The organism is Limnohabitans sp. Rim47, from assembly GCF_001517545.1.
Taxonomy (GTDB): domain Bacteria; phylum Pseudomonadota; class Gammaproteobacteria; order Burkholderiales; family Burkholderiaceae_C; genus Limnohabitans_A.
Window position 1 is genome coordinate 979,421 of record NZ_FBYA01000001.1, and the last position, 24,530, is coordinate 1,003,950.

General features: G+C 58.8%; 20 protein-coding genes. 6 read left to right on the forward strand and 14 right to left on the reverse strand.

Annotated elements, in window-relative coordinates; translation table 11 throughout:
* Positions 1-2: 2 nt before the first annotated feature.
* The 13 genes from BN3544_RS04525 to BN3544_RS04585 form a co-directional block, all read right to left on the reverse strand.
* Positions 3-1,019 (reverse strand): NADP-dependent oxidoreductase, encoded by a 1,017-nt coding sequence (locus tag BN3544_RS04525; RefSeq protein WP_019428994.1) that lies wholly within the window; start codon positions 1,017-1,019, stop codon positions 3-5.
* Between the two features lie 32 nt (positions 1,020-1,051).
* Positions 1,052-1,474 carry a PaaI family thioesterase gene (locus BN3544_RS04530; protein WP_019428995.1) on the reverse strand — a complete coding sequence of 141 codons (423 nt, stop codon included), beginning with the start codon at positions 1,472-1,474 and terminating at the stop codon, positions 1,052-1,054.
* Positions 1,475-1,493: 19 nt separating this feature from the next.
* Positions 1,494-2,285 carry an SDR family oxidoreductase gene (locus BN3544_RS04535; protein ID WP_019428996.1) on the reverse strand — a complete coding sequence of 264 codons (792 nt, stop codon included), beginning with the start codon at positions 2,283-2,285 and terminating at the stop codon, positions 1,494-1,496.
* A gap of 13 nt (positions 2,286-2,298) precedes the next feature.
* On the reverse strand, positions 2,299-2,604 hold the full coding sequence (locus BN3544_RS04540) for a Dabb family protein (protein WP_019428997.1): 306 nt from the start codon (positions 2,602-2,604) through the stop codon (positions 2,299-2,301).
* Complete coding sequence (locus BN3544_RS04545) at positions 2,604-4,436, reverse strand: acyl-CoA dehydrogenase (protein ID WP_019428998.1); 1,833 nt, start codon at positions 4,434-4,436, stop codon at positions 2,604-2,606. The genes BN3544_RS04540 and BN3544_RS04545 overlap by 1 nt, the downstream gene beginning before the upstream one ends.
* A 162-nt stretch (positions 4,437-4,598) precedes the next feature.
* Positions 4,599-5,774 (reverse strand): acetyl-CoA C-acyltransferase, encoded by a 1,176-nt coding sequence (locus BN3544_RS04550; protein ID WP_019428999.1) that lies wholly within the window; start codon positions 5,772-5,774, stop codon positions 4,599-4,601.
* Positions 5,775-5,834: 60 nt separating this feature from the next.
* The gene (locus tag BN3544_RS04555; RefSeq protein WP_019429000.1) at positions 5,835-7,946 is read right to left on the reverse strand and encodes a 3-hydroxyacyl-CoA dehydrogenase NAD-binding domain-containing protein; all 2,112 of its coding nucleotides are present in this window, start codon (positions 7,944-7,946) and stop codon (positions 5,835-5,837) included.
* A 120-nt stretch (positions 7,947-8,066) separates the two neighbouring features.
* Positions 8,067-8,762: an ABC transporter ATP-binding protein gene (locus BN3544_RS04560; RefSeq protein WP_019429001.1), complete on the reverse strand. Its 696-nt coding sequence runs from the start codon at positions 8,760-8,762 to the stop codon at positions 8,067-8,069.
* Positions 8,762-9,538, reverse strand: coding sequence for an ABC transporter ATP-binding protein (locus BN3544_RS04565; protein WP_059355978.1), 777 nt, complete (start codon positions 9,536-9,538; stop codon positions 8,762-8,764). Before BN3544_RS04565 ends, BN3544_RS04560 begins: the two co-directional genes overlap by 1 nt.
* The gene (locus BN3544_RS04570) at positions 9,535-10,827 is read right to left on the reverse strand and encodes a branched-chain amino acid ABC transporter permease (protein ID WP_019429003.1); all 1,293 of its coding nucleotides are present in this window, start codon (positions 10,825-10,827) and stop codon (positions 9,535-9,537) included. The genes BN3544_RS04565 and BN3544_RS04570 overlap by 4 nt, the downstream gene beginning before the upstream one ends.
* A gap of 3 nt (positions 10,828-10,830) precedes the next feature.
* Entirely contained in the window at positions 10,831-11,865 is a 1,035-nt protein-coding gene (locus tag BN3544_RS04575) for a branched-chain amino acid ABC transporter permease (protein ID WP_019429004.1), read from the reverse strand.
* 204 nt (positions 11,866-12,069) lie between these two features.
* On the reverse strand, positions 12,070-13,302 hold the full coding sequence (locus tag BN3544_RS04580) for a branched-chain amino acid ABC transporter substrate-binding protein (RefSeq protein WP_019429005.1): 1,233 nt from the start codon (positions 13,300-13,302) through the stop codon (positions 12,070-12,072).
* 125 nt (positions 13,303-13,427) lie between these two features.
* On the reverse strand, positions 13,428-15,056 hold the full coding sequence (locus BN3544_RS04585; RefSeq protein WP_019429006.1) for a 3-(methylthio)propionyl-CoA ligase: 1,629 nt from the start codon (positions 15,054-15,056) through the stop codon (positions 13,428-13,430).
* Between the two features lie 134 nt (positions 15,057-15,190).
* Here BN3544_RS04585 and BN3544_RS04590 point away from each other — a divergent pair, with 134 nt between their 5' ends.
* From BN3544_RS04590 to BN3544_RS04615, 6 genes are all read left to right on the forward strand, one after another.
* A complete protein-coding gene (locus tag BN3544_RS04590) occupies positions 15,191-16,738 on the forward strand; it encodes a protein adenylyltransferase SelO (RefSeq protein ID WP_019429007.1) in 1,548 nt (515 codons plus the stop codon).
* Positions 16,735-17,142, forward strand: coding sequence for a peptide-methionine (R)-S-oxide reductase MsrB (gene msrB, locus BN3544_RS04595; RefSeq protein WP_019429008.1), 408 nt, complete (start codon positions 16,735-16,737; stop codon positions 17,140-17,142). Before BN3544_RS04590 ends, msrB begins: the two co-directional genes overlap by 4 nt.
* 56 nt (positions 17,143-17,198) lie before the next feature.
* Positions 17,199-17,741, forward strand: a complete 543-nt coding sequence (locus BN3544_RS04600; RefSeq protein ID WP_019429009.1) for a septation protein A — start codon at positions 17,199-17,201, stop codon at positions 17,739-17,741.
* On the forward strand, positions 17,738-18,010 hold the full coding sequence (locus tag BN3544_RS04605; RefSeq protein WP_019429010.1) for a BolA family protein: 273 nt from the start codon (positions 17,738-17,740) through the stop codon (positions 18,008-18,010). Before BN3544_RS04600 ends, BN3544_RS04605 begins: the two co-directional genes overlap by 4 nt.
* 83 nt (positions 18,011-18,093) lie before the next feature.
* Positions 18,094-18,867: a peptidylprolyl isomerase gene (locus BN3544_RS04610; protein WP_019429011.1), complete on the forward strand. Its 774-nt coding sequence runs from the start codon at positions 18,094-18,096 to the stop codon at positions 18,865-18,867.
* A gap of 206 nt (positions 18,868-19,073) precedes the next feature.
* Positions 19,074-21,059 carry a peptidase U32 family protein gene (locus BN3544_RS04615; protein WP_019429013.1) on the forward strand — a complete coding sequence of 662 codons (1,986 nt, stop codon included), beginning with the start codon at positions 19,074-19,076 and terminating at the stop codon, positions 21,057-21,059.
* On the opposite strand, the gene BN3544_RS04620 is transcribed toward BN3544_RS04615, so the two are convergent.
* Positions 21,060-24,488, reverse strand: a complete 3,429-nt coding sequence (locus tag BN3544_RS04620) for a DEAD/DEAH box helicase (protein WP_019429014.1) — start codon at positions 24,486-24,488, stop codon at positions 21,060-21,062.
* Positions 24,489-24,530 lie beyond the last annotated feature (42 nt).

The window sequence follows — 24,530 nt, forward strand, 5'->3', positions numbered from 1 at the left end:
CCTCAGATCAGTTTGACCAGCTGCTTGCCAAAGTTCTTGCCCTTGAGCAGGCCCAAAAACGCCTCAGGCGCAGCCGCCAAACCTTGGGCCACGGATTCGCGCGGACGCAGTTTGCCTGTGCCAACCAAGGTGCCCAGCTCTTGCAGTGCTTCGGGCCAGACTTCCATGTGCTCGCTGACGATGAAGCCTTCGATCTTCATGCGGTTCACCAAGATAAGGGCTGGATTGGCCATGGGCAGTGGTGCACCGTCATAACCCGCGATCATGCCGCAGACCGCAATGCGGGCGAAGGCGTTGGTGCGCAACATCACCGCATCGAGCACCATGCCACCCACGTTTTCAAAATGGCCGTCAATGCCGTTCGGGCAGGCTTCGCGCAATGCCTTGGACAGCGAGATGTAATCCTTGTGCTCTTTGTAGTCGATGCAGGCGTCAAAGCCCAGTTCGTTGACCACGTAATCGCATTTGTCTTTGCCACCAGCAATGCCCACCACGCGGCAGCCGCGTGCTTTGGCCAATGCACCATAAGCGCTGCCCACAGCACCGCTCGCCGCGCTCACGGTCACGGTCTCGCCTGCTTTGGGCGCGATGATTTTCACCAGGCCATACCAAGCGGTCACGCCCGGCATGCCGACCGCGCCGAGGTAATGCGACAAGGGCACATGGGTGGTGTCCACCTTGCGCAAGGCGCCCAACACATTGGCATCAACGACGCTGTATTCCTGCCAGCCCCCCATGCCCACGACTTGGTCACCTGCCTTGAATTTGGGGTGGCAACTGTCCACCACCTCGCCCACGGTCCCGCCGATCATGACCTCGCCCAGCGGCTGGGGCACGGCGTAGCTTTTGCTCTCGTTCATGCGGCCGCGCATGTAAGGGTCCAGGCTCATAAAGTGGTGTTTCACGAGCACTTGGCCATCCTGCAAAGCGGGAACAGGCGTTGCGACCTGTTTGAAGTTGGCCACAGTGGCCTCACCTTGAGGGCGATTGTCGAGAACGATTTGATGGTTGAGGGTCATGTTTGTCTCCGGAAATAAGTCAATGTAAAAAATCAGTCGGTCGAGGGTGCTGACGCCTCACGGCGGGCCACATATTTGAAAGTGCCTGTGGCGTGAGCGCACAGTTGCCCTTGGGCATCGAACACACGGCCCTCTGTGAAAGCCATGCTGCGCGTGCGGTGTAAAAGTGCGCCCTTGGCCACCAGCTTTTCAGCGCCCGAAACTTTGGCCGGGCGCATGAATGTGGTTTTCATTTCGATGGTGACCACGCCCATGTCGGGGTCTACGCTGCGAGCGGCTGTGGCCATGACCACATCGAGCAAGCTCATCACCGCGCCGCCGTGCGTCACCGCAAACGAGTTTTGGTGTTCGGCGGCAGGCGCGTAATGCAGCTCGGACTGGCCACCCTCGAATTTTTCGAGGGTGAAGCCCAGAAGGTCCACAAAGGGAATGTGCGCGCCAAAGGGGATGCTCATGCGGAACCTCGGGTAAGACTCAACCGCCAATGATGGCGCTCACGCCACCATCGACAGCCATCCACTGGCCAGTGATGTGTTTGCCAGCGTCAGAGGCAAACAACAGCGCAAGCCCTTTGAGGTCTTCGTCATCGCCCAGGCGTCTCAGTGGCGCTCCTTGGGCCAGCTTGTCGGCACCGAGTTTTTCCAGCAAGCCATAGGTCATTTTGCTGGGGAAAAAGCCCGGACAAATGGCGTTGACGGTGATGCCGTGCTCGCCCCACTCACCCGCCAGGGCGCGGGTGAAATTGATGACCGCCCCCTTGGAGGTGTTGTACGCAATGGTTTTCATCTCTGAAGGGTTGCCCGCCAGACCGGCAATGGACGCCACGTTCAAGATGCGCCCCTTGCTGCGCGGAATCATGCTGCGCTTGGCCACTTCTTGCGACAAGATGAAATACCCGCGCACGTTGAGGTTCATCACCTTGTCCCAGGCTTCAACCGGGTGGTCTTCGGCAGGTGCACCCCAAGTGGCCCCCGCGTTGTTCACCAGAATATCGATCTGGCCCATGCGCTCCAGGGTCTCGGCGGCCAGACGGCGAATGTCTTCTTCCTTGCCGCAATCGGCAGCAATCCATCGGGCATCGATGCCAGCAGCTTGCAGCTCGGCGACAGCTTCTTCGAGGTCAGCGGCCTTGCGCGAGCTGAGCACGATCTTGGCGCCGGCCTCACCCAGTGCGTGGGCCATTTGCAAGCCCAGACCGCGAGAGCCGCCGGTAACCAAGGCCACTTGCCCGGTCAGGTCAAACAGTTGTTGAACAGTGCGTGCCATCTAAGGTCTCCGGTTACTCGGTTGTGAAATCCATGCAGCGCCGTTCTTTGACGACCGTTTTCATGAAGGGTTTGATGGCCACATGATCGGGGTGATTCTGGTAAGCCGCTAGCACCTGCGCGTCATCGAGCAACATGTGCAGCACCAGATCGTTGGTGCAGTCCATGCCCGCCGTGGCGGTGGCCACTTCAAAGGTCTGGATGCCAGGCACCACCTTGGCACACGACAAAAGAAGGGCTTTGGCTTTGGCCACATTGACCGCTTTGTCGGCCCCTTCGGCGTGGTCGTGCAGGTTCCACATCACGATGTGTCGAATCATCAAAATGCCTCCTCAGGCAGGTCAGCGCAAGTCGGGTCACGGCTGCTGACCACACGCAGCCAGGCACCGATCTTGGGCAGTTCGTAGCGGTAAAAGTAGCGGCAGGCCGCGCGACGGCCTTGGGCTGCGGGCGTCGTGTCGCCGTCCAAGCAGCACGCCACATCGAGCCAGATCCACGCGATGACGGTGTGGCCAAAGGCCTGCAAATACGGCACGGCATTGGCCAACGCCTGCGCAGGCTCGGCCCCCGCCCAGGCTTGCTCGGTGGCTTGCCCGACTTGTTGAAGCGCATCGCGCAGCGCGGCGGCTTCGGGTGCCCATGACGCTTGGGCCTGGGCTGCAGTGGCCAGCATGCGCTGGGCCAGCAGTTGCAAGCCCCGACCGTTTTCCATCAACACCTTGCGGCCCAGCAAGTCCATGGCCTGGATGCCGTGGGTGCCCTCGTGGATCATGTTCAGGCGGTTGTCGCGCCAGTACTGCTCGACCGGGAAGTCGCGGGTGTAACCGTAACCGCCATGGATCTGGATCGCCATGCTGTTGGCTTCCAAGCACCATTCGCTGGGGAAACTCTTGACGATGGGCGTCAGCACTTCCAGCAGCAAACGCGCCACATCGGCGTCTTCGGCGCTGCCGGTGTGCTGTTCGTCCACCAGGCGGGCGCTGTACAAAGCCAGGGCAAGTGCGCCTTCGCTGTAGGCTTTTTGGGCCAGCAGCATGCGCTTGATGTCAGCGTGTTCGATGATGCGCACTTGCCGTTGGCTGGCGTCTTTTCCCCCTGCCCCGCTGGGCCTGCCCTGCGGGCGGTTTTTGGCGTAATCAAGGCTGGCGTAATAACCGGCCATGCCCAGCATGGTGGCGGCCATGCCCACACCGATGCGGGCCTCGTTCATCATGTGGAACATGCAGCGCAGGCCTTCGCCTGGTTTGCCGACCAGGTAACCCACAGCCCCGGCTACCGCTTGTGCTGAGCCCGCAGAGGCCACCGGGTATTTGCCCTCGCCAAAGTTCAAAAGCGTGTTAGTGGTGCCACGCCAGCCGCATTTGTGGTTCAGGCCCGCCAGCGCCACATCGTTGCGCTGACCCGTCAATTGCCCCTGCGTGTCCACCATTTTTTTGGGCACGATGAACAGCGAGATGCCCTTGACGCCGGGCACCAGTTGGCCATTCGCGTCGGGGATCTTGGCCAGCACCAGGTGGATGATGTTTTCCGACAGTTCATGTTCGCCCGACGAGATCCACATCTTGTGGCCCTTGAGTCTGTAGCGAGGCCCCAAAGCATCGGCCTCAAAGCCCGCACCGTCCGGCGTGGCGCGGGTGGTCACATCGCTAAGCGACGATCCAGCTTGCGGCTCGGAGAGGCACATGGTGCCCGAAAAGCGCCCCGAAAATTCATGGGCCGCAAACACCTGCTTTTGCAAATCGGTGCCGTGCACCATCAGCAAATTGGCGTTGCCGCTGGTCAGCATGCCCGAGCCGATGCTGACCGAGGCCATGGCAAAAAAAGCGTTGGCAGCAGCTTCGACCGTGTAGGGCAACTGCATGCCGCCCACATCGTAGTCTTGCGCCGCACTCAACATGCCGGACTCAGCGTAGGCTTTGTACGCATCTTGGGTGGCTTGCGGCAGGATGACTTTTTCGCCATCGAACTGCGGCTCTTGTGTGTCCACCAAGCGGTTAAAGGGGGCGTACTTCTCGCGGGCGATGCGCTCGCAGGTGTCAAGCACCGCATCAAAGGTTTCACGCGAGTGATCGGCAAAGCGTTCGCGGCATTGCAGGGTCTCGACTTTCAGCCAGTCGTGCAGCAAAAAATCAACGGTGGGACGCAAACTCATGGCAGCGAACTTTCAAATCGTGGATTCTTGTGGGAACGAGCCCCTGCTCGCCAATCCTGTGGCCGCAGGAGCAGCCTCCCACACAAAAAAGGGCAGAGGTCATCATGCTGCCCTCTGCCCTGAATCACATCAGCCATCTGAGCGACAGCCAAAGCGGTGTGCTTAGAGCACTTCGAAGATGCCGCAAGCGCCCATGCCGCCGCCAATGCACATGGTCACCGCCACGCGCTTGGCGCCACGGCGCTTGCCTTCGATCAAGGCATGACCTGTCAAGCGCTGGCCCGACACGCCGTAGGGATGCCCCACAGCGATCGCACCGCCGTTGACGTTCAAGCGGTCAGCCGGAATGCCCAGCTTGTCGCGGCAGTACAGCACTTGCACCGCAAAGGCTTCGTTGAGTTCCCACAGGTCAATGTCTTGCACCGTCAGGCCCAGACGCGCCAGGGCTTTGGGCACGGCATACACAGGGCCAATGCCCATTTCGTCAGGCTCGCAACCGGCCACGGCAAAACCGAGGAATCGACCCAAGGGCTTGAGGCCACGTTGCTCGGCCAGCTTTTCGTCCATCAACACGCAAGCGCCTGCACCGTCCGAGAACTGGCTGGCGTTGCCTGCAGTGACCAAGCCTCCGGGCAGCGCCGAGCGCAGGCCACTGATGCCTTCCACGGTGGTGCCTTCGCGCAGACCTTCGTCTGTGCTCACGGTCACTTGTTTGGTGGTCATGCCCATGACTTTGTCGATCACGCCTTGCGTGACGGTGATAGGGGCGATTTCGTCGTTGAACAAACCGGCAGCTTGTGCGGCACAAGCTTTTTGCTGGCTGGCAGCGCCATAAGCGTCCATCACATCGCGACCGATCTTGTAGCGCTTGGCAACTTGTTCAGCTGTTTGCAGCATGTTCCAGTAAATCTCGGGCTTTTGCTTGGCCAACGCCAAGTCACGCATCATGTGCGTGTTCATTTCTTGCTGAACACAAGAAATGCTTTCGACGCCACCCGCCACATAAACCTGGCCTTCGCCCGCGATGATGCGCTGCGCTGCCAAGGCAATGGTTTGCAAGCCCGAAGAGCAAAACCGGTTGACGGTCATGCCGGACACTGAAATCGGCAGACCAGCCTTGAGGGCGATTTGGCGTGCGATGTTTGCACCCGTAGCGCCTTCTGGTGTGGCGCAACCCATGATCACGTCTTCGACTTCGGCGGCGTCAATGCCAGCACGGGCCACGGCGTGTTGCACGGCATGGCCACCCAATGTGGCACCGTGGGTCATGTTGAAAGCGCCCTTCCAGCTCTTGGCCAGCGGGGTGCGTGCGGTAGAAACGATGACTACATTCGTCATGATGAAAACCTTTCATGTGAGGGACCGAATAGAAGATCCGGCCCCTCGAAAATTAAAAAATCAGTTGAATGTCTTGCCTTCGGCCACCAGACGCTGAATCAGCGGTGCGGGTTGCCAGAACTGGGCGTCGTCATGCGGATTTTTGGCGAAGCGTTTCATGGCTTCTGCCACATTGAACAGGCCGAGTGTGTCTGCGTAAATCATGGGGCCGCCGCGCCACAGCGGGAAGCCGTAACCCGTCAGGTAAACCATGTCGATGTCGCTGGCCTTGCTGGCAATGCCTTCTTCCAAAATGTGAGCAGCTTCGTTGACCAGCGAGAACACCAGGCGTTGCACGATTTCTTCGTCTGAAATCTTGCGCGGCGCGATGCCCAAAGCGGCACGGTGTTTTTCGATCATCTCGACCACCACAGCGCTGGGAATCGCATCACGCTTGCCTGTTTGGTAGTCGTACCAGCCCGCGCCGGTTTTTTGGCCATAACGGCCCATCTCGCAAAGCAAGTCGGCGGTTTTGCTGTACTTGAGGTTGGGCTTTTCTTGGTAGCGGCGCTTGCGAATCGCCCAGCCAATGTCGTTGCCGGCCAAATCGCCCATGCGGAACGGCCCCATGGCAAAGCCAAACTTTTCAACGGCTTTGTCGACCTGCGCTGGCGTGCAGCCTTCTTCGATCAGGAAACCAGCCTGGCGGCTGTATTGCTCGATCATGCGGTTGCCGATGAAGCCATCGCACACGCCAGAAACCACCGAGGTTTTCTTGATCTTCTTGCCGATGGCCATCACGGTAGCCAACACGTCTTTGCCGGTTTGAGCGCCGCGCACCACTTCCAGCAACTTCATCACGTTGGCGGGGCTGAAGAAATGCATGCCCACGACGTCTTGGGGACGCTTGGTGAACGAGGCGATCTTGTTCACGTCGAGAGTGGATGTGTTGGACGCCAAAATTGCACCGGGCTTCATCACACGGTCGAGCTCTTTGAAGACGGCTTCTTTCACGCCCATTTCTTCAAAAACGGCTTCGATCACCAGATCGGCCTGGCCGATGTCGTCGTAACTCAAAGTGGTCGACAACAGCGCCATGCGCTCATCGTATTTTTCAGGCTTGAGCTTGCCTTTTTTGACCTGCGCTTCGTAGTTCTTGCGGATGGTGGCCACGCCACGGTCCAGCGCGTCTTGCTTCATCTCCAGCATCTTGACGTGGATGCCTGCGTTGAGGAAGTTCATCGAGATACCGCCGCCCATGGTGCCTGCACCAATCACGGCAATTGATTTGATCTCGCGCTTGGGCGTGTCATCTGGCACGTCCGGAATTTTGCTGGCAGCACGGTCGGCCATGAAAATGTGACGCAAAGCACGCGATTCAGGCGTGAGCATCAGGTTCATGAAAATTTCACGCTCGAAGACCATGCCCTCTTCAAACTTTTTGGTGGTCGCCGCTTCTACGGCATCGACACACTTCGCAGGCGCGGGCAGGTTCTTGGCCATGCCTTTGACCATGTTCCGGGCAAACTGGAAGTAGGCATCGCCTTGCGCGTGTTTGCAAGGCAGATTGCGCACCAATGGCAACGGCAATCCGTCGGCGTGGGCAGAGGCCACTTTGCGGGCCAAGGCCAGCGCTTCTTCAGGCAAGCTCTCGACCGATTGGGCCATTGCATCAAACAGCTTTTGGCCAGGCAACATGGCCAGCATCTCGCTCTTGATGGCTTCGCCGCTGACGATCATGTTGAGCGCCGCTTCGACCCCAATGACGCGGGGCAGACGCTGCGTGCCACCGGCACCAGGAATCAAGCCCAACTTGACTTCAGGCAACGCGATGCTGGTGCCTGGGGCTGCAATGCGGTAATGGCAACCCAAAGCCAACTCCAAACCGCCGCCCATGGCGACCGAGTGGATGGCCGCCACAACGGGCTTGGCCGAGTTCTCGCAAGCACGGATGACACTCAACAAATTCGGCTCTTGGATCGCTTTAGGCGAACCGAATTCGCGGATGTCTGCGCCACCCGAAAAGGCTTTGCCGCCGCCAGTGATGACGATCGCTTTGACGCTGGCATCGTTGTTGGCTTTTTCCAGGCCATCGGTGATGCCGACACGGGTCGACAGACCCAAACCATTGACGGGCGGGTTCATCAAGGTGATGACCGCGACGTCTCCGTGAACTTTGTATTCAGCTGTCATGCTGCACTTCCTTTGCGTGAAATAAAGCGGGGGACAAAAAAGAACGACCGTTCGTTTTTGAAATATTGTAGTGGCTGAACAGACAAAAGACAGCTTGCACTGTCTCAATTGGGACGGATTTCAGACCTCCAGCCATTCCTTGCGGATGTACGTGTTCTCGCGCAGGGCTTGGGGCGTGCCCTCAAAGACGATGCTGCCATGGCCCATGACCAAGGCTCGGTCCGAAATTTTCATGGCGATGGTGAGTTTTTGCTCAATCAGCAGCACGGAAATGCCCCGACTCTTGAGCTGCTCAAGGTACTGCCCCACCAATTCGACGATCTTGGGGGCCAAGCCCTCGGTCGGCTCGTCGATGATGATGAGGTCAGGGTCGCCCATGAGGGTTCGGCACAGCGTGAGCATTTGCTGCTCGCCGCCCGACAGAACCCCGGCTTCGGTGTGCTCGCGTTCTTTGAGGCGCGGAAACATGGCATACATGTCTTCGAATGACCAGCGGCCATTTTTGCCACTGCGCTTTTGCCCTAACTGAAGGTTTTGATGCACCGTCAGTTTGGGAAAAATGTCCCGGTTTTCGGGCACATAGCCAATGCCCAAATGGGCAATTTCATAGGCCTTTTTGCCCTGAATGGGCTGACCGTTCCAGTCGATACGGCCTTGGCAATCAACCAGACCCATGATGGCCTTGGCGGTGGTCGAGCGTCCTGAACCATTTCGGCCCAGCAAAGCCACGATCTCACCTTGACCAACATCGAAGCAGACGCCGTGCAACACATGGCTTTTGCCGTAATAGGCGTGAAGGTTGTCTATATGCAACATCAATGGCCTCCTGCCTGGCTGTCAGCAACGGATGAACCCAGATAGGCTTCTTGCACTTTGGCATTGGCCCTGACCGCCTCGGGCGTGTCAAAAGCGATCACTTCGCCATACACCACCACCGCAATCTTGTCGGCCAGCCCAAACACCACGCCCATGTCGTGCTCGACCGTGAGCAGGGTTTTGCCCACGGTGACTTCCTTGATCAGGTGAATAAATCGCGAGGTTTCGCTCTTGCTCATGCCGGCGGTGGGTTCGTCCAGCAAAATCACATCGGCACCGCCCGCAATCGTCACGCCAATCTCGAGGGCGCGTTGCTCGGCGTAGGTCAGGTTCATGGCCAAGATGTCGCGTTTTTTGTCCAAACGAATCATCTCCAACAGCTGGTCTGCACGCTCGTTGGCGTCTTTCAGGCCAGACAAGAATTTGAAGAAGGTGTATTTGTAGCCCAGGCTCCACAGCACTGCGCAGCGCAGGTTTTCAAAAACACTCAACTTCGGGAAGATGTTGGTGATCTGAAAACTCCGCGCCAAGCCCATGCGGTTGATCTCGTAWGSCGTCTTSTGCTGAATGCGTTGGCCATTCAACAAAATGTCACCGCTGGTCGGGCCAAAGCGGCCACTGATCAGGTTGAACAAAGTGGACTTTCCCGCTCCGTTCGGGCCAATCACGGCCACCCGTTCACCAGGCTCAACGGCCAAATTCACGCCCCGAATGATTTCGGTTTTGCCGAAATTCTTGCGAACGTCTTTCAGCTCCAATGCGTAGGTCGTACTCATACTGCAGTCTCCCGTCGCTTGATTTCTTTTTCGATCTCGGTCTGGATCTCGCCCCACTCGGTCATGTACTGACGGCGAGACAACTCGAACAAGCCCAAGCCGGTCAACATGACAAAAGCGCAGCCAAACCAGCTGTCCAGGCCTTTGGCATTGAGTGTGGCCCCCATGAACTTGACCGTGTCACCCAATGCCGAATTGAGCTGCAGGTGATAGACCATTTCGATCATCGCGCCCGCACCGGCCAACATGACAAAGGCGGTCAGGCCCAGCCCCAGATAACTGGTCCAGATCTGGCGCAGCTTGCCAAATTTAGCCACCCGCAGGTTCATCATGATCAGGCTGGCAATGCCGCCAGGCGCATACATGACCATGAACAAAAAGATCAGGCCCAGGTAAAGCAGCCAGGCTTTCGTCAGCTCGGACAAAAGCACGAAGGCAATGATCATCAAAATGGCACCGATGATGGGACCAAAGAAGAAGGTTGCGCCGCCCAAAAAGGTGAACAGCAAATAGGCGCCTGAGCGCCCTGCCCCCACCACCTCGGCGGTCACGATTTCGAAGTTGAGTGCCCCCAAGCCCCCCGCAATGCCCGCAAAAAATCCTGCGATGATGAACGCGATGTAGCGCACGCGTTGGGTGTTGTAACCAATGAATTCAACACGTTCGGGGTTGTCCCGCACCGCATTCAAAATGCGGCCCAGCGGCGTTTGTGTGAAGGCGTACATCAAGGCCACGCTCACAAAGGTGTAGGCCGCGATCAGGTAGTAAACCTGAATTTGCGGGCCGTAGGTGATGCCAAAGAACGCCTCACCCGCCACCCGGTTGCCCGACACGCCAGCTTCACCCCCGAAAAACTCGGAAAACATCAGCGACATGGCGAACACCAGTTCGGCCACACCCAGCGTGATCATGGCAAACGGCGTACCCGATTTTCGGGTGGTTACCCAGCCCAGCAAGACGGCAAAGCCCATGCCAGACAGACCACCCACAATGGGCAGCAAGCTGACCGGAATGTGCAACTTGCCACCGCTCACGGCGTTCAAGGCATGAATGGCCATGTACGAGCCCAGCCCGGTGTAAACCGCATGGCCAAAGCTGAGCATGCCGCCCTGCCCCAACAGCATGTTGTAGGACAGACAGGCGATGATGGCGATGCCCATCTGGGCCAGCATGGTGGTCGACAGGTTGCTGGTGAACACCAGCGGTGCCATCAGCAAAACACCGGCAAATGCGCTCCAGATGATCCAGCGACCGACGTTGTAGGGTTTGAATTTGTAAACAGCAGCCATGTCTTAACCCTCGCGTGTGCCCAGAAGACCCTTGGGCCGGAAGATCAGAATCAGCACCAAGAACAGGTAGGGCAAGATGGGCGCGACCTGCGACAGCGTGAGTTTGGCAAACGAATTGTCTTGCGTGGCGGCAGACAAGACCCAGCCCATGTCCTTGGCAAGCGTCAAGAACGAATAGTCAATGGCCACCGCAAAGGTCTGGATCACGCCGATCAGGACGGACGCGAGGAAGGCCCCGGACAAAGAACCCATGCCCCCCACGACCACCACCACAAAGATGACGGAGCCGACCGTGGCGGCCATGGCCGGTTCGGTCACAAAAGTACTGCCGCCAATCACGCCGGCCAAGCCCGCCAGCCCGGTGCCTGCGCCAAACACGAGCATGAAGACACGCGGCACGTTGTGCCCAAGCGATTCGGCCATTTCTGGGTGCGTCAAGGCGGCCTGAATGACCAAACCAATGCGGGTGCGCGTGAGCAACAGCCACAAGGACAAGAGCATCAACAGGGCCACCAGCATCATGAAGCCGCGCGTGGCCGGAAACGGCGAGCACACCACGCGAATGGCAGCATCGGCTGCACTGCACATCGCTGCAGGTGCGGCACCCCAGACCATGCTCAGTCCGTTAACGGAATGATTGACCAGCGTGAAAGCAGAACTGCGCAAAATCTCGGGCGGCGGAAACTCCACCGCTGTGCGGCCCCAAACCAGTTGCACCAGTTCGAGTGCGACATAAGACAAGCCAAAAGTCACCAGCAATTCGGGCACATGGCCGAAGGGGTGCACTTTGCGCAAAGTGATGCGCTCAAACAAGGCACCACAAGCGCCCACCAACAGGGGCGCAATGACCAGTGCCGGCCAAAAACCGATCCAGCCGGTCAGAGTGTGACCAAAATAGGCCCCAACCATGTAAAAACTGGCGTGCGCAAAATTGAGCACGCCCATCATGCTGAAAATCAGCGTCAGACCGGAGCTGAGCATGAAGAGCAACAGCCCGTAACTGAGACCGTTGAGCATGGAGATGATGAAAAACTCCATAAATACTGCCACTTTCCAGGCTCTGAATGAGCCTTACTTCGTTACCGAAAGTGGGTTGGAATAATCAACCCGAGATACCGACACGGGCGCATGCGCCCAAAAAAAAGCCCGACAACTTGCTTGTTCATCGGGCCTCAGAACCCTTGGCACTTTCAGTGCCAGCCAACCTGACAGACAGCGCCTGCCGGGTTAGCCCTGCACAGCTTAGCCTGGACGCTTCATCTGGCAGCTGGTGGGCGTGCTGGACACATACGACGGGAACTCTTTGACCGGTGCCAGCGTCATGCCTGTGTTTTCAGGGCTGTAAGGGTATTTTTTGTCGGCCTTTTGCCAGACGGTCATGAACAGCGGCTGCTGCAGCTGGTGATCGGTCTTGCGCATTTGAACTTCACCGTGGTAGCTCTTGAAGGTCAGACCTTCCAAGGCTGCGGCGACTTTGACAGGATCGGTCGACTTGGCTTTGGCCATGGCCTCACCCAATGCGCTGTAGATCGAGATCACGGAGCCCGTGTAGAAGTCGTCGTTGAACTTGGTCTTGAACTCGTCCATCCACTTGCCAATATCGCCACCCATGTTGTAGTGGTTGTAGGCAATCTGGAACACGCGACCTGCACCACCTTGGCCCAGGGCCGTGGGGGTGCCAGAAACGCCTGTGTAATAAGTGTAGAACTTGCCGGTGTAGCCGCCTTCGTTGGCCGCTTTGACCAGCAGGGCCAAGTCAGATCCCCAATTGCCGGTGATCACGGTGTCGGCACCGGAAGCTTTGATCTTGGCAATATAGGGCGAGAAGTCGCGCACTTGGGCCAATGGGTGCAGGTCTTCGCCCACGATCTGAATGTCTGGACGCTTACGTGCCAGATTTTCCTTTGCGAACTTGGCGACCTGATGGCCGTGCGAGTAATTCTGGTTGAACAGGTAAACTTTTTTGATGTCCTTGTCGTCTTTCATGAAGGTTGTCATGGCCTCGATCTTCATGGACGTATCGGCATCGAAACGGAAGTGCCAGTAGCTGCACTTGCTGTTGGTGAAATCTGGGTCCACCGCTGAGTGGTTCAGGAAAATGATTTCCTTGCCGGGGTTGCGTTCGTTGTGCTTGTTGACAGCTTCAATCAACGCACCCGCTACGGAAGAACCGTTGCCTTGCGTGATGTAACGCACGCCTTGGTCCATGGCTGCTTTGAGCGCATTCAGGCTTTCAGCCGGGCTCAATTTGTTGTCAATGCCGATGACCTCGAACTTGACGCCGGCAGGATTGGTTTTGTTGAATTTTTCGGCGAAGAACTGAAAGCTTTTGAGTTGGTTGCTGCCCACGGGCGCCATCAGACCCGACAAAGGGTCGATCCAGGCAATTTTCACGGTTTCGCCCTTTTGGGCAAAAGCGCCCATAGAGCATGCAGCCAAGGCGGCTGCGGCGATCAAACGGGTTGCGATTTTCATTCAAGGTCTCCTGCGTTGTAAATCAGACTTGATCAGCGTAACCGCTCGCCATTTAAACCGGCTCGGGGTTTGCACCTAAGCCTTATCACCCGCGCGACTTTACAGCCGCACAAGATTGAGCCGGGTCAAAGACCGGGCAAAACATAATCGGCTAACTGCTCACGCAAACGGGTCTTGAGCATTTTTCCGGTGCCGCCCAAAGGGATGGCTTCCACAAACACCACGTCGTCCGGAATTTGCCATTTGGCCGTTTTGCCTTCGTAAAAAGCCAGCAGTTCTTCACGTCCGATTTCTGCGCCGGGTTTCTTGACCACACACACAATCGGACGCTCGTCCCACTTGGGGTGGCGCATGCCGATGCAAGCGGCCATGGCCACCGCCGGGTGCGCCATGGCGATGTTCTCCACATCGATTGAGCTGATCCATTCGCCCCCCGACTTGATCACGTCTTTGCTGCGGTCGGTGACCTGCATAAAGCCGTCGTCATCGATGGTGGCCACATCGCCCGTCGGGAACCAGCCGCCCACCAAGGGGCTGGCATCTTCCTGCTTGTAATAAGAGGCAATCACCCAAGGGCCTTTGACCAGCAGGTCGCCCGCCGCCTTGCCGTCATGGGGCAAAGCTTTGCCGTTTTCATCGACGATCTTCATGTCGATGCCAAAAATACAACGGCCTTGCTTCATGCGCAGCTTCATTTGTGCCGCTGCGGGCAAGCTCAGGTGCTTGTTTTTCAGCGTGCACACCGTGCCCAAAGGGCTGAGCTCGGTCATGCCCCAAGCGTGCAGCACGTCGACGTTGTAGTCTTGGCGAAAGGCATCGATCATCGAGGGCGGACAAGCCGATCCGCCAATCACCGTGCGGTTGAGCTGGCTGAACTTAAGACCTGCAGGCTTCATGTGGCCCAGCAGCATTTGCCAGACGGTGGGCACACCCGCTGCAAACGTCACACCCTCGGACTCGATCAGCTCGTACACCGATTTGCCATCCAGTGCGGGGCCAGGAAACACCAGCTTGGCGCCCGTCATGGCCGCGCTGTAAGGGATGCCCCAGGCGTTGACATGGAACATGGGCACCACCGGCAAGATCGAATCACGCGCCGAAATGCACATCGAATCGGGCAAGGCCGCCGCGTAAGCGTGCAAGACGGTGGAGCGGTGACTGTACAAAGCCCCCTTGGGGTTACCCGTGGTGCCGCTGGTGTAGCAAAGGCTACAAGCCGAATTCTCGTCTAGTTGCGGCCAGGCATAGGTGTCTGGCTGTTGGCCCATCCAGGCCTCGTAGCTCACCAAGTTTGGAATGCCGGTCTCTGCAGGCAACTTGTCGGCATCGCACAGGGCCACATAGTGGGTGATGGTGGTGCATTGGGCATGAACTGCTTGCACCAACGGCAAAAAGCTCATGTCAAAACACAAAACCTGGTCTTCGGCATGGTTGGCGATCCAGGCCAGCTGGTCCGGGTGCAGACGCGGGTTCATGGTGTGCAAAACCCGTCCCGAACCACTCACCCCAAAGTAAAGCTCGAGGTGGCGGTAGCCGTTCCAAGCCAAAGTAGCGATGCGTGCGCCCTGCGGCAGTTTCTGGACATCGAGCGCGTTGGCCACTTGGCGTGCGCGGCGTGCCACGTCTGCCCAAGCGTAGCGGTGCAGGTCACCTTCTACCCGGCGTGACACGACTTCACTGTCGCCGTGATGTTTCTCGGCAAATTCGATCAACGAAGAAATCAGCAGCGATTGCTGTTGCATCAGTCCCAGCATGGGGTGTCTCCTGTCAAGTGTGTTGTGTTTAACCAATTCATTGTGCACCCGGGCCCACGCCCAGCAGACCTTAAAACGCACTCTAAAACCCGCCAAACCCCGGGTACTTGTCAAGGACGTGACAATCCACAGTTATGGTTTCTGCCCACTTGAACACTTCTGACAGCGCTGACAATTCACGGCCCGTGCTGGACTGGACGCACCGCCTGACCCAACTCGGGCCTCGTTTTTTCACCCGCCTGCAACCCACGCCCGTGGCGGCACCGCGCTGGGCGGCCCGCAACGAAAGCCTGCGGGCCGAACTGGGCTGGCCAGCCGGTATCTTTGACGACGATCACCTCCAAGCCTTCGCGGGCAATGCGCTGATGGTGGGCTCGGACCCATTGGCCACGGTCTACAGCGGACACCAGTTCGGACAATGGGCCGGGCAACTGGGTGACGGCCGTGCGATTTGGTTGGGCGAGGCCGCATCGGCGCAAGGGCCACAAGAAATTCAACTCAAAGGCGCTGGCCGCACGCCTTATTCGCGCGGTGGCGATGGCCGTGCTGTGCTGCGCTCCAGCATCCGCGAGTATTTGTGCAGTGAAGCCATGCACGGACTGGGCATTGCGACCACCCGGGCGCTGAGCCTGGTGGCTTCGCCCGAGCCGGTGCGGCGCGAAACCATCGAAAGCGCCGCCGTGGTAGCGCGGGTTGCCCCCAGCTTTTTGCGCTTCGGGCACTTTGAACATTTTTCGGCGCAAGGCGACACCGACAGCCTGCGAGCGCTGGCTGACCATGCCATCGCACACCACTTGCCGCAGTGCCAAGAACGCATGCAACGTTGGCAAGGCAATGTTTATGCCGCCTTGCTGGACGAGGTGCAAGAGCGCACCGCTCGGCTGCTCGCGCAATGGCAGGCTGTGGGCTTTTGTCATGGCGTGATGAACACCGACAACATGAGCGTGTTGGGTCTGACCATCGACTACGGCCCCTTCCAGTTCATGGACGGCTTTGACCCCGGCCATGTCTGCAACCACTCGGACCACCAAGGCCGCTATGCCTATGGACGCCAGCCCAACGTGGCCTATTGGAATCTGTATGCACTGGCACAAGCCATTGCCCCACTGATCGACGACCAGCCCATGACCTTGCAGGTGCTGGAGGGCTACAAAACCTTGTTCCCCCAATATCTGGGAGACGCCATGCGGGCCAAGCTGGGTTTGACCGGCTCGCTGGCCCCTGAGTCAGAACGCGAAGCCGACTGGACCTTGGTCGAAGACCTGATGCAGTTGATGGCCACTGAAAAAGTGGACTTCACTCTGTTTTGGCGACAACTGAGCCATGCGGTGCTGAGGCAATCGCGGGCCACAACGCTGAACAACGAAGGCTGGAGCGCAGTGACGGATCTGGTGCTCGACCGCCCTCGCCTGCTGGCCTGGCTGGAACGTTACACCGCACGCGCAGGTCAGGGCAACTTCGCTGGCATGGGCGCTCGCATGCTGCAGACCAACCCCAAATTTGTGCTGCGCAACCATTTGGCCGAAACTGCCATCCGCCAGGCCAAGGTCGGTGATTTTTCAGAAATCGACAACCTGTACAACTTGCTAAAGTCCCCCTTCGACGAGCATCCCGGCTTTGAAGCCTATGCCGACTTACCGCCCGACTGGGCGAGCCAACTCGAAATCAGCTGTTCATCATGACCCACATCACCAAAACCGACCCAGAATGGCGCGAACTGCTGGCAGCAAAAGGCGCCGAGCCCGTGGCCTTTGCCGTGACCCGACAAGCTGCCACCGAACGCCCATTCACCGGCAAATACGAAAGCCACTGGGCCAACGGCACCTACCGCTGCATGTGTTGCGATGCCGAGCTGTTCAAATCCGACACCAAATTTGACGCGGGTTGCGGCTGGCCCAGCTTTTCGCAAGCCTCGGCAGACGGCGCGATTGAAGAACGTGTGGACACCAGCCACGGCATGCGCCGGGTCGAAACTGTGTGCGCCCAATGCGGTGCGCACCTGGGTCATGTGTTCGAAGACGGCCCTGCCCCCACGGGCTTGCGATATTGCATGAATTCCGCTTCGTTAGACTTCGAGGCTTCCTGACCGAACCCGGTTGCGCCTGCAGGGCGCACCCACAGCGCAGCAACCAGACCCATTTCATGAAATTCATCCTCGACTTTTTTCCCATCCTGCTGTTTTTTGGCGCGTACAAGATGGGCGACATCTACACCGCCACCGCGGTCCTGATGGCCGCTACCGTGGTGCAAACCGCGCTGATCTACAAGATGGACGGCAAGCTGCAAACCATGCACAAGATCACCTTGGTGCTGGTCTTGGGTTTTGGTGCCCTTACCCTGGGCCTGCATGACGAACGCTTCATCAAGTGGAAACCCACCTTGCTGTACTCGGGCCTTGCCATTGCACTGGCCGTGGCCCATGGCTTGTTGAAGAAGAACTTTTTGCACATGCTGCTAGGCCAACAACTGCAGCTGCCGCACGCGGTCTGGAACCGGCTGAACCTGTCATGGATGCTGTATTGCGTGTTCATGGCCGCCACAAACGGCTATGTGGCGGCGTATTTCAGCACCGAAGACTGGGTCAACTTCAAGCTCTGGGGCTATGCGTTCCCGCTGGTGTTCATCTTGGGCCAAGGTATTTACATCTCACGTTACTTGCCCAAAGAAGGCGTTGACAAAGAATGACGAACTTGCCCTTGCCCCTGAGCGAACAGATCCACGCCCGACTGACCGAACGCCTGCAACCAACCGCTCTGAAAGTCATTGACGAAAGCGCCGCGCACGCGGGTCATGTGGGAGCGAACGACAGCGGTCAGGGCACCCACATGCGTGTGTGCATTGCTTCACCCTTGTTTACAAGCTTGAGCCGCGTTCAGCGCCATCGCCTTGTGTATGATGCGCTGCAAGATTTCATTGACCAGGGCTTGCACGCTCTGGCCATCGAGCTGATCTGAACCCGGGCCGTCACCCATTGGTGGCAGCCCCTTTTTTTGAACCCTTGATTCAAGCCTGACACAACGTCATTGAGGAAAACAGAATGAAAAAGCAAATGCTCAGCGCCGCCCTGGTCGCCTTGCTGGCGGTTCCCGCCCTGGCGCAAAACCTGGCTGTGGTCAACGGCAAGCCAGTGCCTTCTTCGCGCGTGAATGCGCTCAAGCAACAAGTTGAAGCCTCTGGCCGCCCTGTGACGCCCGAAGTGCTGGCCCAGATCAAGGAAGAATTGATCGCCCGCGAAGTGTTCATGCAAGAAGCCAAGAAGCGCGGCCTGGATGCCTCTGACGAATACAAAACCCAGATCGAACTGGCCCGCCAGACCATCCTGATTCGCCAACTGTTTGCCGACTTTCAAAAGAAAAACCCGGTGACAGATGCTGACATCCAGGGTGAGTACGATAAATTTGTGGCAGCCAATGGTGGCAAGGAATACCGCGCCCGCCACATCTTGGTTGAAAAAGAAGACGAAGCTTTGGCCTTGATTGCCCAGATCAAAAAAGGCGGCAGCTTTGAAGACCTGGCCAAAAAAGCCTCCAAAGACCCAGGCTCTGGTGCCAACGGTGGCGACCTCGACTGGGCTGCTGCGGCCAGCTATGTGCCCGAGTTTTCGGGTGCCATGGTCAAACTGGACAAAGGTCAGATGACCGACGCCCCCGTCAAGAGCCAATTTGGCTTTCACATCATCCGTGTGGACGACGTGCGCGAAGCCCAATTGCCTAAGCTCGAAGAAGTCAAACCCCAGATTTCCCAGCAGCTGCAACAGCAAAAGCTCAGCACCTTCCAGGACAACTTGCGCAGCAAAGCCAAGATCCAGTGATTTGAGCTTTGCGCTCATTGCAGAAAACGCGACTTCGGTCGCGTTTTTGATGGTTTGTCGATGCACACAACGCTTTGGGTCAACGGGCACAGGCCAGGGCTCAGAGGCGCTTCGCTTTGCCACATCGCCCCAGCCTGCGCCCGCTGCCCCAAAGCTGGAGGTTTGCGTGAGACGTTGAATTTTTGAAGCTGGGATAATCCCAGCCCATGCAGCCCCACCAACTCGAACTCTTAGCCCCCGCCCGCACCTTCGACATCGGCATCGAAGCCATCCACCACGGGGCCGATGCCGTCTACATCGGCGGCCCCTCGTTCGGGGCGCGATCGACTGCCGACAACAGCGTGCAAGACATTGCCAAACTGGTGCAACACGCCCACCGCTATCACAGCCGCATCTTTGTCACCCTCAACACCATCTTGCGCGACGACGAACTCGAAGGGGCCCGCCAATTGGCCTGGCAACTCTATGACGCAGGGGTGGACGCCCTGATCGTGCAAGACATGGGCTTGCTGCAAATCGACCTGCCCCCCATCCAACTTCACGCCAGCACCCAAACCGACATCCGCACGCCCGAAAAAGCCAAATTCTTGCAAGACGCAGGTTTGAGCCAAATCGTGCTAGCCCGTGAACTCACCCTGCCCCAGATCGCGGCCATCCGCGACGCGGTGGACACCGAGCGCACGGTGATCGAGTTTTTTGTGCACGGCGCTTTGTGTGTGGCCTACAGCGGCCAGTGTTTCATCAGCCACGCCCACACCGGCCGCAGCGCCAACCGAGGCGACTGCTCGCAAGCGTGCCGCCTGCCCTACGAAGTCAAAGACGCACAAGGCCGCATCGTCGCGCACGACAAACACGTGCTCAGCATGAAAGACAACAACCAAAGCGACAACCTGCGCGCTTTGGTCGATGCGGGCATCCGCAGCTTCAAGATCGAAGGCCGCTACAAAGACATGGCCTATGTGAAAAACATCACGGCCCATTACCGCAAGTTGCTCGACGAGGTGCTCAACGACCAGCCCGAGTTGGCCCCGGCCTCACATGGGCGCACCACCTTCAGCTTTGAGCCCGATCCCAACCAAAACTTCAACCGCGAGTTCACCGACTACTTTGTGCAAGGACGAAAGGAAGACATCGGTGCGTTCGACACGCCCAAAAACCCCGGCCAAGCGATTGGCTGGGTGAACAAGGTCGCCGCAGACCACCTTGAGATCACCACCGACGACGCGGCCACCGAGCTGCACAACGGCGACGGCATGTGCTACTACGACCTGCAAAAAGAACTGGTGGGCCTGCAAATCAACCGCGCCGAAGCCCAAAAAGCCAAAGGCGTGTGGCGGCTCTTTCCAAAAGACCCGATGGACGGCTTCAAAGACCTGCGCAAAGGCGTGCAGATCAACCGCAACCGCGACATGAGCTGGGTGCGTACCTTGGACAAAAAATCGGCCGAACGCCGCATGGGCGTGTGGATGCAATTGGCCGAAAGCCCAAGTGGCCAGGATGAAGGCCTGCAACTGACCCTGACCGACGAAGCCGGGCACACCGGCACAGCGCACTTGGCTGTGCGCTGGCAAGCGCCCAAAGACGCCGCGCAAGCCCACGCCATTGTGCAAAGCGCTTTGGGCAAGCTGGGCGACACCGTGTTTGAGCCCATCGATGTGCAAGTGACCCTGCCCCGCCCTTGGTTTGTGCCACCGTCACAGCTCAACGCCTTGCGCCGCGACGCCGTGCAAGCGCTCGAAAACGCCCGCGCCCAAGGCCTGCACCGCCTGCCACGTGCGGTGCCCGTGGAGCCGCCGGCCCCATACCCCGAAGACACCCTCACCTATCTGGCCAATGTGTTCAACCAAAAAGCGCGCGACTTTTATGCCCAACACGGCGTGAAAGTGATCGCCGCCGCCTACGAAGCGCAAGAAGAACTGGGCGAAGTCAGCCTGATGATCACCAAGCACTGCGTGCGCTTCAGTTTGAGCCTGTGCCCCAAACAAGCCAAAGGCGTGACCGGCGTGCAAGGCACCGTCAAGGCCGAGCCGATGCAACTGATCAACGGCAAAGAAAAACTCACCCTGCGCTTTGACTGCAAACCCTGCGAAATGCACGTGGTCGGCAAAATCAAAAAATCGGTGCTGGCCGCCGTGCCCGAAAGCCCGGTGCAGTTTTACAAGACCCGCCCACCCGTGCAGGGCATGCACTGATCAGCCCAGCGGCTTGAGCAACTCGTTCAGGTCCGACTCGCCAAACAGCGGCTCTTTGCGCTTAACGGCACCTTCGTACATGTCTTGCGCCAGTTGGGCTTTGCGCTCTTGCAGGGCCAGCATGCGTTCTTCGATGGTGCCTTGCGCCACCAGTTTCACCACCCACACGTTTTTGGTCTGGCCGATGCGGTGGGCGCGGTCGGTGGCTTGGTTTTCTACCGCCGGGTTCCACCAAGGGTCGTAATGGATCACGGTGTCGGCCTGCGGCAGGTTCAGGCCCACGCCACCGGCTTTCAAGCTGATGAGGAACAGGGGCACCTGGCCGCTGGTGAACTTGTCGATGATCGCGTCGCGGTTTTTGCTTTGCCCGGTGAGCTTGACCCAAGGGATGCCCAAATCGGGCAAGGCTTTTTCGATCAGTCCCAACATTTCGGTGAACTGCGAGAACAGCAAAATCTTGCGGCCCTCGGCCACCATCTCGGGCAGCATGTCCAGCAACTGGCTCAGCTTGGCCGATTCGCGCACTTGGGCGGCCGCGCTGAGCTTGAGCAAACGCGGATCGCAACACACCTGACGCAGCTTGAGCAGCGCATCGAGGATGGTGATTTGCGATTTGCCCAAGCCCTGCGTACTCAAAGCCTCGCGCACGGTTTTTTCCATGCCCAAGCGGATGGTTTCGTACAGGTCGGCCTGCTGGCCTTCGAGCGGCACCGGCATCAGGGTTTCGATTTTGGGCGGCAACTCGCTGGCCACCAGGTCTTTGGTGCGGCGCAGCATGAAGGGCGTGATGCGGGCGCGCAACTGCGCCATTTTTTCGGTGCTGCCCTGGCGCTCAATCGGGTTGCGGAACAACTCGGTGAAGCGCCGTTGGCTGCCCAGAAAGCCGGGCATCAAAAAGTGAAACTGGCTCCAGAGTTCACCCAAGTGGTTTTCGATGGGCGTGCCCGACAGACACAAACGGTGTATGGCCGGAATTTCTGAGACCACCTGCGCTGCATTGGTGTTGGCGTTCTTGATGTTTTGCGCCTCGTCCAGCACCAGCATGTGCCAGGGCACTTGCAGCCACATCTCACGGTCGCGCGACAGGAGCGAATAGGCGGTGATGACAACGTCAAACTGGCAAAGCTCTTGCGCGGTTTCGTGACGCGACAGGCCGTGGTGGATGTGGGTGGCAAGGCCCGGACAAAAGCGTGCCGCTTCGCGCTGCCAGTTGCCCAGCAAGCTCACAGGCGCAACGATGAGCGCTGGCTGTGTCAGCCGCCCGGCCTGCTTTTCGGTCAGGATGTGGGCCAGCGTTTGCAGCGTTTTGCCTAAGCCCATGTCGTCGGCCAAGATGCCCGCCAGCCGGTGATGCCGCAAAAACTGCAGCCAGTTCAGGCCCTGCTGTTGGTAAGGGCGCAGCGTGGCTTGCAAGCCTTCGGGCAAGGGGACGTCGGGCAGCGCCGCCATTCCGCGCATTTGTTGCACCAGGGCCAACAGGCTTTGTGCGCCCTGCCAAACGGCGCCTTCGCCCAGCGATGCGGCGGTGCGCAGTGCATCCAGGCGCGACAGCCGCAGCGAATCGCCATCCCAGTCGTGCCCACGTTCGCCGTGCAACTCCATCAGCATGGACAGCCATGGCTTGATTTGGGCCGTGGGCAGCTTCACATAGCCAGGCCCTTGCAAATCAGGCAAGTACAGGTAGTCGGGCACGCGGTCGGCGTGCTTGTCGCTCAGCTCGCTGGCCGAGACGCCTGCACGGGCCATGGCCTTGAGGATCTCGGGCACCCAGGGCAGGATATTCACGCGCTGGCCGTCGATGTTCATGCCCAGCGAAAGATCGAACCAAGGCGAGGTGTCTTCAGCGACATCTTCGCCTTGATCGCCCTGCCCGCTCATGCCCACATGCACATCGTCAGCCAGGCGCAGCCAGTGGTTCAGGCCTTCGCGGCTGTGCACTTCAAACCCGGCATCGCGCAAAGGCGAAAAGTCGGATTCCAGCCAGTCCAGCCACAGGGCTTGACCTTCGGGGCCGGGCCTGCCCAGCAAGTTGTTGTCCCACAGCAAAAAGCCCAGATCGTCCAGCGTGTCCCAGATCTCAAGCTCGGCTGCCAGATCGCGCACCAACAAGCGGGCTTGGGGGCCTTGGCCAACGACGACGCGTGACTGGTGGTCCGCCCAATAGCCAGAGCAACCGGCATATTGAAACTTCAATTCGGCCTGAAACAGGCCTTGTTCACCGCGCAAGTGTTCTGGCACCGGCACGATGTACAACACGCCGACAGGCGCAACGCCCCGAATTTCGGGCATTTTTTCGATCACAGGTGGCAGGGGCAATTCGCCCATGGCATCCATCAGTTGCTGCTGAAACTTGACCGCCACACGCTCGGGCACCACGGGGGCCTGCGTGAGCAAGAGCAGGTGTTCGGCACTCATACCTTGCGTGTCCAGCAGGCCGCAGGTGCCTTGTTGCGGATCCACAAACAAAGTGGGCTCGTTCAGGCCGTGCAGCACGCCCGCCTGTGACGACTGCATCTGCAGGCGCCAACCTTCGGGGCTGTTGCCTTGCGCAGGCACGGCCTGCCAGTGGCCACTGAAGGCCACAGGCTGATCGCTCCAGACCAAAGGCCGCAGGGTTTTGCCCTCGTCCCACATGAGGCGGCTTGTGCTGCTGCACATCTTGAGCAACAACTCAGCGGCCATGCCCTGCAACTTGACCGCGCTTTGAAAGCCGTAAGAGCTGAAACTGTTGGTTGCCGGACAGGCCTTCATCAGGTCAAAAATGCCTTGCTCGCCCGGTGCACAGTTGCGCCAAACTGGGTCGCTGGGGTAAGGCTGGCTGCTGACTTTTTTGGGTTTGCCCCATTCACCGTTCGGCTTCAAAACCGCCTGCTTGATCGTCAGGTGGAACACGGGCCTGTGGCCTACGGTTGCAGCCGACAGGCAGTACAAAAAGTGTTCATTGGCTTTGCCGGGCAACGAAAAACCCGAGGGTGCATCAACAGCTTGCAAACGGGTCAACCAGTCGCGCACCTGGTATTCGGCTTGTTGCAGCGCTTTTTCTTCGCGCACACGGGTCTGGTGCTCATCGCTTTCAGCGCTTTCGGCACCCTCGCCCGCCGGGGTCAGCGGATCGCGCATGGCAACGCCTTGCATGGCGACATGGATGCCCAATGCCGCCCCGTGTTTGCACATGCGCCCCACGGGGCAAGTGCAGGTGGATCGCCAGGCTTGCAGGTTCCCGCCATCGGACACGCGCAGATGCGCCGACACCCGATACGGATCTTGCGAAGAACCCTGAACCTGCGCATCGACGCGCCAGTCTGTGCCGTCAGGCGTCAGGCAGGCCGACAAAATCTCGTTCCGGAGGTAAAGCGCAGTGCCTTTGGCCCAGGAGTTCGAGTCGAAATAAAACGCCAGCTGAGAGGGCGGGAACCATTGATCAGACATTGCACATCACGCAACTGCCCACGCACTCGCCCACGCAGAACG

Bases quoted from the DNA above. Each gene is read 5' to 3' on its own strand.
- BN3544_RS04525 (WP_019428994.1), bottom strand. From the start codon at position 1,019: ATGACCCTCAACCATCAAATCGTTCTCGACAATCGCCCTCAAGGTGAG.
- BN3544_RS04530 (WP_019428995.1), bottom strand. From the start codon at position 1,474: ATGAGCATCCCCTTTGGCGCGCACATTCCCTTTGTGGACCTTCTGGGC.
- BN3544_RS04535 (WP_019428996.1), bottom strand. From the start codon at position 2,285: ATGGCACGCACTGTTCAACAACTGTTTGACCTGACCGGGCAAGTGGCC.
- BN3544_RS04540 (WP_019428997.1), bottom strand. From the start codon at position 2,604: ATGATTCGACACATCGTGATGTGGAACCTGCACGACCACGCCGAAGGG.
- BN3544_RS04545 (WP_019428998.1), bottom strand. From the start codon at position 4,436: ATGAGTTTGCGTCCCACCGTTGATTTTTTGCTGCACGACTGGCTGAAA.
- BN3544_RS04550 (WP_019428999.1), bottom strand. From the start codon at position 5,774: ATGACGAATGTAGTCATCGTTTCTACCGCACGCACCCCGCTGGCCAAG.
- BN3544_RS04555 (WP_019429000.1), bottom strand. From the start codon at position 7,946: ATGACAGCTGAATACAAAGTTCACGGAGACGTCGCGGTCATCACCTTG.
- BN3544_RS04560 (WP_019429001.1), bottom strand. From the start codon at position 8,762: ATGTTGCATATAGACAACCTTCACGCCTATTACGGCAAAAGCCATGTG.
- BN3544_RS04570 (WP_019429003.1), bottom strand. From the start codon at position 10,827: ATGGCTGCTGTTTACAAATTCAAACCCTACAACGTCGGTCGCTGGATC.
- BN3544_RS04575 (WP_019429004.1), bottom strand. From the start codon at position 11,865: ATGGAGTTTTTCATCATCTCCATGCTCAACGGTCTCAGTTACGGGCTG.
- BN3544_RS04580 (WP_019429005.1), bottom strand. From the start codon at position 13,302: ATGAAAATCGCAACCCGTTTGATCGCCGCAGCCGCCTTGGCTGCATGC.
- BN3544_RS04585 (WP_019429006.1), bottom strand. From the start codon at position 15,056: ATGCTGGGACTGATGCAACAGCAATCGCTGCTGATTTCTTCGTTGATC.
- BN3544_RS04590 (WP_019429007.1), top strand. From the start codon at position 15,191: ATGGTTTCTGCCCACTTGAACACTTCTGACAGCGCTGACAATTCACGG.
- msrB (WP_019429008.1), top strand. From the start codon at position 16,735: ATGACCCACATCACCAAAACCGACCCAGAATGGCGCGAACTGCTGGCA.
- BN3544_RS04600 (WP_019429009.1), top strand. From the start codon at position 17,199: ATGAAATTCATCCTCGACTTTTTTCCCATCCTGCTGTTTTTTGGCGCG.
- BN3544_RS04605 (WP_019429010.1), top strand. From the start codon at position 17,738: ATGACGAACTTGCCCTTGCCCCTGAGCGAACAGATCCACGCCCGACTG.
- BN3544_RS04610 (WP_019429011.1), top strand. From the start codon at position 18,094: ATGAAAAAGCAAATGCTCAGCGCCGCCCTGGTCGCCTTGCTGGCGGTT.
- BN3544_RS04615 (WP_019429013.1), top strand. From the start codon at position 19,074: ATGCAGCCCCACCAACTCGAACTCTTAGCCCCCGCCCGCACCTTCGAC.
- BN3544_RS04620 (WP_019429014.1), bottom strand. From the start codon at position 24,488: ATGTCTGATCAATGGTTCCCGCCCTCTCAGCTGGCGTTTTATTTCGAC.